The 13938-nt window shown below is 51.5% G+C and carries 16 protein-coding genes; 12 read left to right on the top strand and 4 right to left on the bottom strand.

The features are described 5' to 3' along the window. Window positions 1–122: 122 nt before the first annotated feature. Window positions 123–686, bottom strand: coding sequence for a lipoprotein (locus tag A7K98_RS07490; RefSeq protein ID WP_087487982.1), 564 nt, complete (start codon window positions 684–686; stop codon window positions 123–125). A gap of 252 nt (window positions 687–938) precedes the next feature. On the opposite strand from A7K98_RS07490, the gene rimJ reads away from it, so the two are divergent. Both rimJ and murJ read left to right on the top strand, forming a co-directional pair. Further along, window positions 939–1526 carry a ribosomal protein S5-alanine N-acetyltransferase gene (rimJ, locus tag A7K98_RS07495; RefSeq protein ID WP_087487983.1) on the top strand — a complete coding sequence of 196 codons (588 nt, stop codon included), beginning with the start codon at window positions 939–941 and terminating at the stop codon, window positions 1524–1526. A gap of 147 nt (window positions 1527–1673) precedes the next feature. Beyond that, entirely contained in the window at window positions 1674–3212 is a 1539-nt protein-coding gene (murJ, locus tag A7K98_RS07500) for a murein biosynthesis integral membrane protein MurJ (RefSeq protein WP_087487984.1), read from the top strand. A gap of 224 nt (window positions 3213–3436) precedes the next feature. Here murJ and flgN read toward each other — a convergent pair whose 3' ends face one another. The 3 genes from flgN to flgA form a co-directional block, all read right to left on the bottom strand. Continuing rightward, window positions 3437–3856, bottom strand: a complete 420-nt coding sequence (gene flgN / locus A7K98_RS07505; protein WP_087487985.1) for a flagellar export chaperone FlgN — start codon at window positions 3854–3856, stop codon at window positions 3437–3439. Further along, window positions 3846–4142: a flagellar biosynthesis anti-sigma factor FlgM gene (flgM, locus tag A7K98_RS07510; protein ID WP_157665897.1), complete on the bottom strand. Its 297-nt coding sequence runs from the start codon at window positions 4140–4142 to the stop codon at window positions 3846–3848. The genes flgN and flgM overlap by 11 nt, the downstream gene beginning before the upstream one ends. A 99-nt stretch (window positions 4143–4241) precedes the next feature. Beyond that, the gene (gene flgA, locus A7K98_RS07515) at window positions 4242–4895 is read right to left on the bottom strand and encodes a flagellar basal body P-ring formation chaperone FlgA (RefSeq protein ID WP_087487987.1); all 654 of its coding nucleotides are present in this window, start codon (window positions 4893–4895) and stop codon (window positions 4242–4244) included. Window positions 4896–5054: 159 nt separating this feature from the next. Here flgA and flgB point away from each other — a divergent pair, with 159 nt between their 5' ends. From flgB to flgK, 10 genes are all read left to right on the top strand, one after another. Beyond that, on the top strand, window positions 5055–5465 hold the full coding sequence (gene flgB, locus A7K98_RS07520) for a flagellar basal body rod protein FlgB (RefSeq protein ID WP_087487988.1): 411 nt from the start codon (window positions 5055–5057) through the stop codon (window positions 5463–5465). Window positions 5466–5473: 8 nt separating this feature from the next. Next, complete coding sequence (gene flgC, locus A7K98_RS07525; protein WP_087487989.1) at window positions 5474–5878, top strand: flagellar basal body rod protein FlgC; 405 nt, start codon at window positions 5474–5476, stop codon at window positions 5876–5878. 11 nt (window positions 5879–5889) lie between these two features. After that, a complete protein-coding gene (locus A7K98_RS07530) occupies window positions 5890–6594 on the top strand; it encodes a flagellar hook assembly protein FlgD (protein ID WP_087487990.1) in 705 nt (234 codons plus the stop codon). A 17-nt stretch (window positions 6595–6611) separates the two neighbouring features. Continuing rightward, on the top strand, window positions 6612–7814 hold the full coding sequence (gene flgE / locus A7K98_RS07535; RefSeq protein WP_087487991.1) for a flagellar hook protein FlgE: 1203 nt from the start codon (window positions 6612–6614) through the stop codon (window positions 7812–7814). A 15-nt stretch (window positions 7815–7829) separates the two neighbouring features. After that, window positions 7830–8588: a flagellar basal body rod protein FlgF gene (locus A7K98_RS07540; protein ID WP_087487992.1), complete on the top strand. Its 759-nt coding sequence runs from the start codon at window positions 7830–7832 to the stop codon at window positions 8586–8588. Between the two features lie 15 nt (window positions 8589–8603). Further along, window positions 8604–9386 carry a flagellar basal-body rod protein FlgG gene (gene flgG / locus A7K98_RS07545; protein WP_087487993.1) on the top strand — a complete coding sequence of 261 codons (783 nt, stop codon included), beginning with the start codon at window positions 8604–8606 and terminating at the stop codon, window positions 9384–9386. A gap of 89 nt (window positions 9387–9475) precedes the next feature. Then, the gene (locus tag A7K98_RS07550; RefSeq protein ID WP_087490412.1) at window positions 9476–10144 is read left to right on the top strand and encodes a flagellar basal body L-ring protein FlgH; all 669 of its coding nucleotides are present in this window, start codon (window positions 9476–9478) and stop codon (window positions 10142–10144) included. A 12-nt stretch (window positions 10145–10156) separates the two neighbouring features. Next, a complete protein-coding gene (locus A7K98_RS07555) occupies window positions 10157–11266 on the top strand; it encodes a flagellar basal body P-ring protein FlgI (protein WP_232461602.1) in 1110 nt (369 codons plus the stop codon). Further along, on the top strand, window positions 11266–12195 hold the full coding sequence (flgJ, locus tag A7K98_RS07560; RefSeq protein WP_232461603.1) for a flagellar assembly peptidoglycan hydrolase FlgJ: 930 nt from the start codon (window positions 11266–11268) through the stop codon (window positions 12193–12195). The genes A7K98_RS07555 and flgJ overlap by 1 nt, the downstream gene beginning before the upstream one ends. A gap of 100 nt (window positions 12196–12295) precedes the next feature. Then, window positions 12296–13936 carry a flagellar hook-associated protein FlgK gene (gene flgK, locus A7K98_RS07565; RefSeq protein ID WP_087487996.1) on the top strand — a complete coding sequence of 547 codons (1641 nt, stop codon included), beginning with the start codon at window positions 12296–12298 and terminating at the stop codon, window positions 13934–13936. Window positions 13937–13938 lie beyond the last annotated feature (2 nt).

Below are 13938 nucleotides of genomic sequence, written 5' to 3' on the forward strand. Positions count from 1 at the left end.
CCGGCGTGGAAAGTAAACGTTTGCGGGTTTTTACCGGGGACTAAGAATAAAGCCCCCGTGGCAGGAATGCACTGATTATTTGTACTGATTTTATGCCACAGGGGTGTTTATGTTAACGGGGCTTACTGTGTCAGGGAGATCACCAGCTCGCCAGGCTTAACTTCGAGACCTTTAGCCAGTTTTTTTGCCAACGCCTCAGCGGTACTGTGATCAGCACTCAGGACATAAGCAGGGTGATGTTCAAAATAATCCTTCAGAGACTGATTTAATAGCGGCATCAGCGCGTTAATGACATCGTGCAGTTTATCCGGAGTCACTTGTGTATCGGTAATTTGCAAATCCTGCAGATAGATTGCTGACTGTTGTGGATCAAATACCGGCTGTGCTTTCATTTTCAGATTAACAGCAGCATGCTGTGAACCAAACAGAGACTGTAACCGGATATCTGCCGTTCCGGAGAGAGTGACTTTATTGGGTTCTTCCCGGCCGATGGCTGCCTGCAGATTGCTCAGGGCTATGTGAGCGTTTGCCAGCCCGTTAACTCCAATATCTTTCTGATAATTATCATGCTTTTGAAGTTCTTTGTTCACTTGCTGTTCACTGATTGAATATTCTGTCAGATGATTACAGCCACTGAGCAGCAATGCTGCAAAAAAAACCGACAGGCAGATAACAAATTTACGCATTTATTCCTCAACTTACAGATAACATACTCGCTTGGCCGGGAAACATTTTGCCTGAGTTATCGGGGAGTGTCATCCGCAGGGCCAGGATGGCGATGTTACAGCTGTTGTCAGAAGTAGCCGACAGTGGTGCAGAATAGTCGCAAAACAGTGCGTTTTTAATGGGATAAATTCACTGCTGGTATTAACATATCCTGCCGGCCGGTCAGAAAGGACAGTGCCGCCTATTATCTGCTCATCAGTCAGGGAGTATTTATGTTTGGATATCGTACAGCATCATCGCGGGTGAGTCTGACAACTGACCGGATGGTGGTGCGTTTGGTGAACGATCGTGATGCGTGGCGAATGGCAGATTACTATGCAGGTAACCGTGCTTACCTGACGCCATGGGAGCCTATCCGTGACCAGAGCTATTTTCAGCCTTCCGGCTGGCAGACCCGTCTTTCGATCATGACTGAGCAGCAACGTCAGGGATCTGCCTACTATTTTATCCTGCTGGATCCTGCCGAGCAGGAAGTGATGGGTGTCGCGAATTTTAGCAATGTGGTGCGGGGCTGTTTTTATGCCTGTTACCTGGGCTACTCGCTGGGCGAAAAATGGCAGGGGCAGGGGCTAATGCAGGAAGCGTTGCAGGCAGCTATTCGTTATATGCAACGACAGCATAAAATTCACCGCATTATGGCAAATTATATGCCACGTAATCAGCGCAGTGGCAATCTGCTGGCCAGGCTGGGATTCGAGAAGGAAGGCTATGCGCGTCAGTATTTATTAATTAATGGCGTCTGGGAAGACCACGTGCTGACAGCACTGACCTGGGCGGAAGGCAGTGCTGATAAATACTGATGACTCATGTCTTGTAACAAACATGGCTGGTGATTTTTATCAGCCTCAGTAGACTAACGCCGGTTCGCTGGATGAGCGAGCCACTGGACGGAAGCCTGACTACCGTTCGGGACATAAATGTCGAAATTGCAGGATGTCTGAACACTTATGAATTTGCTTAAATCACTGGCTGCTGTCAGTTCTATGACGCTGTTTTCGCGCGTGCTGGGCTTTGCCCGCGATGCAATTGTTGCCCGGGTTTTTGGGGCAGGGATGGCAACTGATGCCTTCTTTGTCGCATTTAAATTACCCAATCTGTTGCGTCGCATCTTCGCTGAAGGAGCATTCTCTCAGGCATTCGTGCCGATTCTGGCTGAATACAAGAATAAACAGGGTGAAGAAGCTACCCGTGTTTTTGTGTCGTATGTTTCCGGATTACTGACACTGGTACTGGCGGTAGTTACGTTACTGGGAATGCTCGCCGCTCCCTGGGTCATCTATATTACGGCCCCGGGTTTCGCAGACACCGCCGATAAGTTTGCACTGACCACGGCTCTGTTGCGGGTGACTTTTCCGTATATTCTGCTTATTTCGATAGCCTCCTTAATTGGCGCTATTCTGAATACCTGGAACCGTTTTTCTGTACCGGCGTTTGCTCCGACCTTACTGAATGTGAGCATGATTTTCTTTGCGCTGGTGGCTGCTCCCTGGTTTCATCCGCATGTCATGGCACTGGCGTGGGCGGTGGTTGTTGGTGGGGTATTACAGCTCGGTTACCAGCTGCCGCATTTGCGTAAAATCGGTATGCTGGTTTTACCACGTATAAACCTGCGTGATGCTGGTGTATGGCGGGTTTTACGTCAGATGGGGCCTGCCATTCTCGGGGTTTCTGTCAGTCAGATTTCACTGATCATCAACACCATATTTGCTTCATTTCTGGTGTCAGGTTCTGTCTCATGGATGTACTACGCTGATCGCCTGATGGAGTTTCCTTCGGGAGTTCTTGGGGTGGCGCTTGGAACGATACTGCTGCCGTCACTATCGCGCAGTTTTTCCAGTGGCAATTTTACCGAATATTCTCACCTGATGGACTGGGGATTGCGGTTATGCCTGTTACTGGCAATCCCCAGCTCGGTCGCCATTGGTATCCTGGCCGGGCCATTGACCTCAGCACTGTTCCAGTACGGTAAATTCACCGCGTTTGACGCACTGATGACCCAACGGGCACTGGTGGCTTATTCTGTGGGCCTGGTTGGTTTGATTGTGGTGAAAGTGCTGGCACCGGGTTTTTACTCCCGTCAGGACATCAAGACTCCGGTGAAGATTGCCATCGTGACTCTGATTTCAACACAAATCATGAACCTGGCATTTATCGGCCCGCTGAAACATGCCGGATTATCACTGTCGATTGGTCTGGCAGCGTGTCTGAATGCGGCACTGCTGTTCTGGCAATTACGTAAGAAAAACTTCTTCCAGCCACAGCCTGGCTGGACCAGTTTTCTGGTCCGGCTGATCATCTCGGTACTGATTATGGCTTCGGTGTTATGTATTGTGCTGCATTACATGCCGTCATGGGGTGAAGGTGAGATGGTGTGGCGTATCCTGCGACTTGCCGGAGTGTGTGCGGTCGGTGGTGCCGTCTATTTTGGCAGCCTCGGGCTGCTGGGCTTCAGAGTGAAAGATTTTGCCCGTCGAAGCCTGACCTGATGCAACCTGACCGGTAGTTTCAGTCCTGTGACTGCCGGTCATTTTCCTTCCTTTGGTCGTCTGTTCGTTGACTGCTTTCTCTGTGAATCACATCAGATATTCATAACTTACAGCCTTATCAAGGCTGTACCGGTTTATCAGCCGGGTGCGAAATTCAGATAAAAAAACACCGGACAGGGGGAGCGTCCCTGGTCCGGGAATGGATGACGACACTTTTTTATCTGTTATTTGGCCTGGCCATCCGGGCCGTAAAAATGCTGGTTTTTAAGCGGGGCTAACACTGCCAACGCTTGTTGTGTCCACTGCATCTGCTGTTGTAAAAGCAGGCCGGTATGCTGATTGGTTTGCTGTAAAACTGACAACTCACGACACAGGTCCAGCCACAACGAATTTAGCTCTTCAGACTGCGCAAACGGGGCGGTTAAACCGCTTTTATTTCCTGTCTCTGACAAACGGTCATCGAGATAGCTCAGGGTATTGAGTGCGGCCTGTTTATCCTCAGTCAGGCTTTGTAACCGGTAACTGTCAGGCCGGGCGCTGCTCAGTTCCTGCTGTTCTTTCTGCATCATTAGTTGCAGTGAGGCAATCACCTGCCGCATATTCTGTAGAATAATCACCAGCGACCCGCTGATACTAGTCTGCATCACTTTCCATCCTTAACAGGCTTCCGGCTATCCCACGGGCGATAGCACTGCTGTCAGTCTGGTAGCTGCCCTCAGCCAGAGCCTGGCGTATTTCGTCTACCCGGGACTGGCGGATGTCCTGGCTATTGTCACAGTGCAGCATCTGCTGCGTTTTTCGAAGGTTAATCCGTGGCGCCGGGGACCGGGTATCAGGTGCCGGTGAGGTATCCCGCTGCAGAATGACCGGACCTCGCGGCTTAACTGTCGGTTTTATCACTGTGGCTGGCGGGGTTTTATCAATGCTCATAATTTTCGCTCCATTTCGGATGGTACACCGCCGGGACATTCAGGCGGGATACCCGGATTATCGGCAACTGACGTCAGAACATTAGGTTTAAGTTCTGCCTTAATTGATCTTTACCCTCAGCTTTCCGTGGACATCGACCAGCGCATTAACGATCTGTCCGTTTTCGGTACGAACTCTGACCTCGCCACCGGCAGCGGCATTATTCAGTGCGGTACCTGCCGCGCTGGCGCTGAACCCCTCACCAGACAGTTCAATCTGAACATTGTCGCCACTTTTTACCTGCCAGGGTTGCCTGAACAGGCTGGAAATAATCACCTTACCTGGTGGAACAGACTGCAGTGCGATAGCTGGCAACAGTGTTTCGGGGAACAGTAAGGTGCGTGCCGGAAGAGTATCTAACCTTCCGCTCCGCACTGACAGCATTTGCCGGTTAACCAGACCGCCCCGGCTGATGGCTTGCGCTGAAACGTAATATTTACCGGTAACCCGGAGTTCGATCTGTAGAAAATGTCGTCGCTGTCCGCAACGTGCGGCAATAGTCATTCGTCCCCAACGCTGGCTGTTTCCGGGCAGGCTAAATACTGGCTGAGTGCAGTGCGGCCACTGTGGTTCCGGGGTTCGGACGATCACCTGCATACCAGCAGCATATTGCGGATCCCGGCCGGCGAAATATGTATTTAGCTGCTGTGACAGGCTGTCGGCGTGAGCGAAAAATGCCGGGATTAGCAACTGTAAAAACAGACATTTTTTCATGAAGTGACAACTCTAATTGACTGTAATTTAGATTAATTTTATGCATTAACTGCAATTCTCAATCGCTAAACTAGGGTTGTTTTTTTTGGCTATTCTGCCGATGTCCTGCTGCTCTGGTCCCGTATTCTGGGCTAACTCATTTTTTCACCGGAGGGACCTATGTCCGACAGACTGGATGCCAGCCTGAGCTTTGCCAGCCAGGCTCTAAATCTACGCGATCAGCGCCAGAAGATACTCGCGTCTAACATTGCCAATGCAGATACTCCCGGCTATCAGGCCAGAGACATTGATTTTACTGCGCAGCTGGCTCACGCCATCCGGCAGCAATCACCACATTCTCAGGCGCTGTCACTCAGTCTGACTTCCGGACGACACATTGCTGCACAAAGTCACTCTGTCACTCACCCGGATTTACTGTACCGCGTGCCAGACCAGCCCGCCGCTGACGGTAATACCGTCGATATGGACAGAGAGCGGGTGCAGTTCGCCGATAACAGTGTGAAGTATCAAACCGATCTGACAATTTTATCTTCACAAATCAAACAGATGATCAGCGTAATGCAAGGATAACTGACGGTATGAGCCTCTTTTCTATTTTCGATATCTCGGGGTCAGCACTGACGGCGCAGTCGCAACGACTGAATGTCAGTGCCAGTAACCTGGCTAATGCTGACAGTCGTACAGGGCCGGACGGACAGCCTTACCGGGCAAAACAGGTCATTTTTCGCAGCAATGCTTCTGCCATGACCGGTGCCGGCGGGGTACACGTGGCCGGAATAGTGGATGATCCTGCTCCGTTCAAACTGGTTTATGCGCCGGGTGATCCCATGGCCGATGGTAAAGGCTATATACGCATGCCCAACGTGGATGTGGTTGCTGAAACCGTCAACACCATTTCTGCTTCACGCAGTTATCAGGCCAATGTGGAAGTGATGAATACCGTCAAAGGCCTGATGATGAAAACACTAACTCTGGGCCAGTAAAGGATAAAACGATGAGTATAAATTCCACGGTGGGCAACGTTAGCAGCCAGCCGGTAATGCGCGACAGCACGACCAGCAGCAACGGCAACAGTGCCGCTGACCTTCAGGATCAGTTTATGACTTTACTGGTGGCTCAGCTGAAAAATCAGGATCCCACCAATCCGATGGATAACAGCGAACTGACTTCGCAGTTGGCACAGATCAATACACTAAGTGGTATTGAACAGCTCAATACCACACTGAGTTCTGTGTCCGGGCAAATTTCGGCGGGCCAGTCGATGGAAAATACCCTGCTGATCGGTCACGGCGTTATGGTGCCAGGCAATAGCATCCTCGCCGGTAAAGACAGTAGTTCTGATGACGGCGGAATGACCACCACGCCATTCGGGGTGGAAACTCCGGTCAGCGTCAGTGATGCGGTAGCCACCATTACCGACAGTAACGGGAATGTCGTGGCGAAACTGGATCTCGGAAGTATGGATGCAGGAGTACATACCTTCCAGTGGGACGGAACCGGTGAAGACGGTAGTCCTGCTGCGGAAGGAAAATACACGGTGACCATCAGTGCCAGTACCGATGATACCCCGGTAGATGTGACCAATCTGAGCTATGCCAGGGTTTATGGGGTCACTCCGGGAGATAACGGTAATCCGGGAGTACTGAATCTCGGGGCTTTTGGTACCGCAACTCTCGATCAGATACGTCAAATTCTTTAACACTCTCAGGAGCTATTATGTCTTTCTCTCAGGCTGTCAGTGGCCTTAATGCCGCCTCAGCGAATCTGGATGTCATTGGTAACAATATTGCCAACTCAGCAACTTCTGGTTTTAAAGCCAGCACGGCAGCCTTTGCCGATATGTTTGCTGCCTCGCAAATCGGGCTGGGAACCAAGGTGTCGAAAGTGATTCAGGACTTCGGGGACGGGGCAACGACCTCTACCGGGCGTTCACTGGATGTGGCACTGAGTGGTAACGGTTTTTTTCGCCTGACTGATACCAGCGGTAATGTTTACTATTCACGCAATGGTCAGTTTTCTCTCGATGCTAACCGCAATCTGGTGAACACTGCGGGGCTGAGTGTTACCGGTTATCCTGCCAGTGGTATTCCGGCAGTAATTCAGACCGGAGCGAACCCGGGGCCGCTAAATATTCCGGACACCCAGATGCAGGCAAATGCCACCACCAAAGCCTCGCTGGTGGCAAACCTGAATTCGACCGATTCGGTTCCTGATGTCACACCGTTTGATCCTACCGATGTTGATAGTTTCAATGCCAAAAGTACCGTCACGGTATTTGACTCGCAGGGGAACCAGCACCAGCTTGACCTCTACTTTGTCAAAGATGCTGATAATCAATGGACCTGTAATCCGATAGATTCAACCACCGGACAAGCCTGTACCTCTTTCGATATGACGTTTGACGAGAACGGGGTACTGACCAGCGCACCGCAACAAACGCTGGTGATTCAGGGCAGCAATGGTGCTGCCGCCAATCAGTCGATCACCCTGAGCATGCTGAATAGTATGCAGCAGAACACCGGGACCTGCACATTTGGTAGTCCTGAGCAGGATGGATTTGCACCGGGCGATCTGACGGGCTATCGCGTTAATGAAGACGGCACCATCACCGGTACCTATTCCAATCAGAAAACTCAGTTACTGGGACAGATTGTGTTGTCGTCTTTTGCTAACCCCGAGGGGCTTCAGTCACAGGGAGATAATGTCTGGGCTGAAACCAGTGCCTCGGGTCAGCCGGCGATTGGCGTGGCAGACACTGGCAACTTTGGTTCACTGACTGCAGGAGCGCTTGAAGCATCCAATGTGGATATGAGCAAAGAGCTGGTCAATATGATAGTGGCACAACGCAATTATCAGTCAAATGCGCAGACAATTAAGACCCAGGACCAGATCCTCAACACGCTGGTTAACCTGCGTTAAGCGAAGGGCTGAGCAATGGATCATGCAATTTATACCGCGATGGGAGGGGCCAGCCAGACTCTGGAAATGCAGGCCATTACCACCGCCAATCTGGCAAATATCTCAACTCCCGGTTTCAGAGCGCAACTCAGTGCAATGCGGGCAGTTCCGGTGAACGGGCCGACGATACCTACCCGGACCTTAGTGGCTGCGTCCACACCAGCGGCTGATATGTCTGCCGGGAAGCTGGATTACACCGAACGTCCGCTGGATGTTGCGGTGGAGCCTGATGGCTGGCTGGCAATTCGTATGGCTGATGGCAGCGAAGCTTATACCCGTAACGGCAATATGCAGCTGGATTCACAGGGAATGCTGACCATTGCCGGTCACCCGGTGATTGGTGAAGACGGGCCGATTGCGCTTCCTCAGAATGCGCAGCTGACCATCGCTGCCGATGGTTCAATTACCGCTCTGAACCCGGGAGATCAGCCCAATGCCACTGTACAGGTGGCACGGCTGAAACTGGTTCATGCGGGTCCGACAACCCTGCAACGTTCTGACGATGGTTTTTTTCGGCCAACGCCACAGGTGGTTCAGCAGTCGGGACCAGTCTTACCTGCTGACCTGAATCTGCGGGTGATGCCCGGGGTACTTGAGGGTAGTAACGTCAACCCGGCCGAAACTATGGTGGCCATGATCAATCAGGCCAGACGCTTTGAGATGCAGATGAAAGTAATAGGCAGCGTTGACCAGAACGAACAGAAAGCCAACCAGTTATTGTCATTAAATAGCTAAGGGAACCGACTGACAATGATACGTTCTTTATGGATAGCAAAAACCGGTCTGGATGCTCAGCAGACCAATATGGATGTCATTTCCAATAATCTGGCAAACGTCAGTACTAACGGCTTTAAGCGTTCGCGGGCGGTATTTGAAGATTTGATCTATCAGACGTTACGCCAGCCCGGAACCCAGTCTTCCGAACAGGATACTTTACCTTCAGGGCTACAGATTGGCACCGGTGTTCGCCCGGTGACGACCGAACGATTGCATGCGCAAGGCAACCTGTCAAAAACCGACAATGCCAAAGACATTGCCATCAATGGCCAGGGGTACTTTCAGGTGCTGTTACCGGATGGCAGTTCGGCATATACCCGTGATGGCTCATTTCAGGTAGACCAGAATGGTCAGCTGGTGAATAACACCGGGTTTCAGGTTCAGCCAGGGATTACCATTCCTGCAAATGCGCTGAGTATTACCATCTCACGTGACGGTGTTGTCAGTGTGACTCAGCCCGGTCAGACCCAGGCCGCTCAGGTGGGTCAGCTCACTCTGAATACCTTTGTTAACGATGCTGGTCTGGACAGTAAAGGAGAAAATCTCTATCAGGAAACTCAGGCGTCCGGAGCTCCGACAGAAAGCACTCCGGGTCAGAATGGCGCGGGATTGCTCTATCAGGGCTATGTTGAAACCTCAAACGTCAATGTTGCCGAAGAATTGGTATCGATGATCCAGACTCAGCGGGCTTACGAAATTAACAGCAAAGCAATCAGTACTTCAGATCAGATGCTACAGCGTCTGACACAACTCTGATTATCCTGGCTGCCGGTGGCCTCTGGCTGCCGGTGTATTATTTCTGAAGAGCGAGATCCACTGTGGCGAAGTTTGCTTTGTACAAAGGAATGATCCCGGCCCTGTTGCTGATGACGGGCGGTTGCGCCCTGATACCACAGACCCCGCTGGTAAAAGGCACCACTACTGCGGTACCGCCGCCTCCGGGCAATCCGGTGGTGGACGGTTCAATATTTCAGGGAGTTGCCCCTGTCAGTTATGGCTATCAGCCACTGTTTGAAGACCGTCGGCCAAGAAATATTGGCGATACCCTGACTATCGTGTTGCAGGAAAATGTCAGTGCCAGCAAGAGTTCTTCCAGTAATGCCAGTCGCAAGGGCAGCAGCAGTTTCGGGCTAACCGCAACTCCCCGTTTCCTGAACGGGCTTCTTGGTGGTGATAAAACCAGTTTTGACGGCAGTGGTGGCCATGATTTTGACGGAAAAGGAGGCGCGACTGCGAATAACACCTTTACCGGCACCATTACTGTTACCGTGGATAAAGTGCTGACCAACGGCAATCTCAATGTAGTCGGTGAAAAACAGATTGCGATTAATCAGGGCACCGAATTTATTCGTTTCTCCGGAGTGGTCAATCCACGCACCATCAATGCCAGTAATTCTGTGGTTTCTACATCAGTTGCTGATGCCCGCATCGAATATGTCGGTAATGGTTATATTAATGAAGCGCAACAGATGGGCTGGCTGCAACGCTTTTTCCTGAATGTTTCCCCTATGTAGGAGGCCGGACTGATGATGGCATTATTTCGACGGGCCAGCGAATTGCTGATCTGCTGTGTTCTTTGTCTGCCCGCCCATGCGGAACGTATCCGCGATTTAACCACCGTTCAGGGCGTCCGTGAAAACCAGCTGATTGGTTACGGGCTGGTGGTGGGACTGGACGGTACGGGTGACCAGACCACGCAAACCCCGTTTACTACCCAGACGATGACCAATATGTTGTCACAGTTGGGAATCACTGTGCCTGGCGGGACCAATATTCAGCTTAAAAATGTGGCTGCTGTAATGGTTACCGCCAGTTTGCCGGCATTTGCTCATCAGGGACAAAATATTGATGTAGTCGTCTCTTCAATGGGTAACGCCAAGAGTTTGCGCGGCGGCACGTTGCTGTTGACCCCGATGAAAGGGGTGGATAATCAGGTGTATGCACTGGCCCAGGGGAATATCCTGGTGAGCGGTGCCGGAGCCCAGTCCGGTGGCAGCAGCGTGCAGGTGAATCAGTTAAATGGCGGGCGGATTACCGGCGGCGCCATCGTTGAACGTGAACTGCCCAGTGATTTTGGTACCCGCAATGAACTTGTATTGCAGTTGAATCAGCAGGATTTCACCACTGCGCAGCGAATTGCTGATGTGATTAATCGTTATACCGGTTATCCGGCGGCTGCGCCGCTGGACGGAAGTACTATCCGGGTAAAAGCCTCGCCTTCGCACACTCAACAGGTGGAGTTACTGGCTGGCATACAGAATCTGGAAGTGACGGTGCCGGTGGAAGATGCCCGTGTGATTATTAACTCACGAACCGGCGCGGTGGTTATGAACCGGGAGGTTCAGCTCAGCACCTGTGCGGTGGCGCAGGGCGGTTTGTCGGTCACTATTGACCGCCAGCAGCAGGTAAGCCAACCGAATACCCCGCTTGCCGGAGGACAGACTGTCACCACGCCACGTACGACGATAGATATGCGTCAACAGGGGGGAGCACTACAGCATGTACAGGCCAGCGCCACCCTCAACAGTGTTATCCGTGCGCTTAATACGCTGGGGGCTACACCTAATGATCTGATGTCTATCCTGCAGGCGATGCAGTCGGCCGGATGCTTGCGAGCGAAGCTGGAGATCATTTAATGCAAATCGGCGATACGGTAAATGATTTAGCGTATGACAGTAATGCGCTGGATAAACTGAAGCGGGAGGCCATTGCCCACCCCCGCACTCAGGCAATGGCGGTGGCCCGTCAGGTAGAGAGCTTGTTTATGCAGATGATGCTGAAAAGTATGCGTGAGACTCTGCCTGAGGACCCGCTGTTTGGTAGTCAGCAGGGTAAGTTGTTTACTTCGCTTTATGACCAGCAAATCTCCCAGTTGGCCGGGGGACGGGGACTGGGTATGGCAGAGATGATTGCACGGCAGATGGTTCCTGCTGAGAAACCCGATGAACGAACGGGCACAGTTCCTTTACCTCTGGGAGATGAGCGGCGGGCTGTATTGCCGCAGACCACGGCGATACAGCAACAGATCCGCGCGGCAGTACCTGACTTTTCAGCGCCTTCTGCCGGAGTGGAGGAGTTTCTGCAACGTCTGCGACAGCCCGCCCGTCAGGTCAGTGACCTTAGTGGTATTCCTCATCATCTTATCCTTGCTCAGGCTGCACTGGAAACCGGCTGGGGACACCGACAAATACTGCGCAATAACGGTTTACCCAGCTTCAATGTGTTCGGAATTAAAGCCAGTAGTGACTGGAAGGGAGAAACAACCACGGTGGTGACTACCGAGTATCAGCAAGGGATGGCTGCGAAACAGCTGGCCAGTTTCCGGGTTTATCACTCTTACCGTGAAGCTCTGGAGGATTATGCTCGCCTGCTGACCAGCAATCCTCGTTACCGTCAGGTAACGACTGCGGGTTCGGCTGAGTCCGGGGCGCATGCCCTGCAGGCAGCAGGATATGCAACCGATCCTCATTATGCGGGCAAACTGATTTCAGTGATCCGTCAGCTTAAACAGAGCAGCCAGCAGGCGGTACAGAACGTAACAAGTGATCTGCGCGATTTATTCTGATTTTTGTTCAGGTTCACCGCAATTCAACCGATAACTGAAACAGATAACCAGGCCTCAGGCCAATGATGACCTGTGGCATAACCGATTTCCGGAGACCAGCATGTCAGCTCTGATTAATTCCGCAATGAGCGGTCTGAGCGCCGCTCAGTCCGCACTCAATATTACCAGTGCCAATATCAGCAACTACACCGTTGCCGGTTATAACCGGCAGCAGGTATTACTGGCACAGGCCAACAGTACATTCAGTGGTAATGCCTGGTATGGCAATGGAGTGAAAGTGGATGGTGTGCAAAGACAATATGATGAACTGATTACCCGTCAGTTACGGACTGCCAGCGCTCTGAACAGCGCGGCCGGCAGCCAGTATACCCAGCTGTCGGGTATCGATAATCTGATGACCATGAACGGCAATGACCTGTCCGATTCATTCCAGTCATTTTTTAAAAATATCCAGAACGTAATTGATAGTGCAGAAGACCCGTCAGCCCGTCAGGCAATGTTCAGTGATGCTCAGTCACTGGCCGGGCAACTACGTACCATGCAGCAGTATCTGGATAATCTGCAATCAAATACCAATGACCAAATCAGCGATACGATTAGCAGCATAAATTCAGATACCCGGCAGATTGCTGCGTTAAATAAACAGATAGCCAGGTTATCCGGTAACGGTGAAGCCCCTAATAACCTGCTGGACCAACGTGATCAGCTGGTAAGTGACCTTAATAATCTGACCGCGGTGAATGTCTCTGTGCAGGACGGCAATATGGTGGTGTCATTGCCCAACGGTTTGACGCTGGTAAACGGGGATCAGACAACTCAGATGAAAGCCATGCCATCAGCGGCGGATCCTACCCGGCTGGTTCCTGGCTACACAGATAAGACTGCGGGTGATACTCCGCTTCCGGATAAATTATTTACCGGTGGTTCTCTGAGCGGTTTGCTGAAATTTCGCAGCGAAGACCTGGACAGTGTTCAGAGTCAGTTGGGGCAAATGGCAGTGACCTTTGCCACCAGGATGAACCAGATCCAGCACCAGGGTTATGACAGTGATGGCAATGAAGGGAGTGATTTTTTTACTGTTGGTTCACCGGTGGTTTTCGGTAACAGTAAAAATAGTTCAGATACTTCAGTCAGTGCGGCGTATTCAGACACCAGTGCTCTGCAGGCTTCAGATTACCGTGTGGCTTATCAGGGCGGGCAGTGGAAGGTGACCCGGCTTTCCGATAACCAAACGATTACCCCACAAATAAGCGATGACCAGGGAGAGACCCATTTGTCATTTGACGGGCTGGATTTGACCGTAAATGGTTCTCCGGCCGAAAAAGACAGCTTCCTGGTGAAACCTCTCAGTGAAGCCGGTCGTGATTTCTCGGTGGCACTGACCAGTGGCTCACAGATTGCAGCAGCCGGAGAAACCGGAGCAGCCAGTGATAACAGTAATGTCAAAAAAATGCTGGAGTTGCAGGATGAGAAAATGGTTGGTGGCAAGGCCACGCTGACACAGGCCTACGGTTCGATGGTCAGTTATGTCGGGAATAAAACCAGCAGCCTGCAAAGCAGCTGTGATACTCAACAACTGGTGGTTGACCAGCTGACCCAGCGTCAACAATCTGTTTCCGGAGTAAACCTGGATGAAGAGTACTCAATGTTGACGCAATACCAGCAATATTACATCGCCAATACCAAAGTACTGCAGACGGCAGACACATTATTCAATTCGTTGATCAGTATTACCGGTTGATG

The sequence above is a fragment of the Tatumella citrea genome, from assembly GCF_002163585.1.
In the GTDB taxonomy this organism is placed as follows: domain Bacteria; phylum Pseudomonadota; class Gammaproteobacteria; order Enterobacterales; family Enterobacteriaceae; genus Tatumella; species Tatumella citrea.

Excerpts from the sequence above, each read along its gene's own strand:
- A7K98_RS07490 (WP_087487982.1), bottom strand. The coding sequence starts at position 686 with ATGCGTAAATTTGTTATCTGCCTGTCGGTTTTTTTTGCAGCATTGCTG.
- rimJ (WP_087487983.1), top strand. The coding sequence starts at position 939 with ATGTTTGGATATCGTACAGCATCATCGCGGGTGAGTCTGACAACTGAC.
- murJ (WP_087487984.1), top strand. The coding sequence starts at position 1,674 with ATGAATTTGCTTAAATCACTGGCTGCTGTCAGTTCTATGACGCTGTTT.
- flgN (WP_087487985.1), bottom strand. The coding sequence starts at position 3,856 with ATGCAGACTAGTATCAGCGGGTCGCTGGTGATTATTCTACAGAATATG.
- flgM (WP_157665897.1), bottom strand. The coding sequence starts at position 4,142 with ATGAGCATTGATAAAACCCCGCCAGCCACAGTGATAAAACCGACAGTT.
- flgA (WP_087487987.1), bottom strand. The coding sequence starts at position 4,895 with ATGAAAAAATGTCTGTTTTTACAGTTGCTAATCCCGGCATTTTTCGCT.
- flgB (WP_087487988.1), top strand. The coding sequence starts at position 5,055 with ATGTCCGACAGACTGGATGCCAGCCTGAGCTTTGCCAGCCAGGCTCTA.
- flgC (WP_087487989.1), top strand. The coding sequence starts at position 5,474 with ATGAGCCTCTTTTCTATTTTCGATATCTCGGGGTCAGCACTGACGGCG.
- A7K98_RS07530 (WP_087487990.1), top strand. The coding sequence starts at position 5,890 with ATGAGTATAAATTCCACGGTGGGCAACGTTAGCAGCCAGCCGGTAATG.
- flgE (WP_087487991.1), top strand. The coding sequence starts at position 6,612 with ATGTCTTTCTCTCAGGCTGTCAGTGGCCTTAATGCCGCCTCAGCGAAT.
- A7K98_RS07540 (WP_087487992.1), top strand. The coding sequence starts at position 7,830 with ATGGATCATGCAATTTATACCGCGATGGGAGGGGCCAGCCAGACTCTG.
- flgG (WP_087487993.1), top strand. The coding sequence starts at position 8,604 with ATGATACGTTCTTTATGGATAGCAAAAACCGGTCTGGATGCTCAGCAG.
- A7K98_RS07550 (WP_087490412.1), top strand. The coding sequence starts at position 9,476 with ATGATCCCGGCCCTGTTGCTGATGACGGGCGGTTGCGCCCTGATACCA.
- A7K98_RS07555 (WP_232461602.1), top strand. The coding sequence starts at position 10,157 with ATGATGGCATTATTTCGACGGGCCAGCGAATTGCTGATCTGCTGTGTT.
- flgJ (WP_232461603.1), top strand. The coding sequence starts at position 11,266 with ATGCAAATCGGCGATACGGTAAATGATTTAGCGTATGACAGTAATGCG.
- flgK (WP_087487996.1), top strand. The coding sequence starts at position 12,296 with ATGTCAGCTCTGATTAATTCCGCAATGAGCGGTCTGAGCGCCGCTCAG.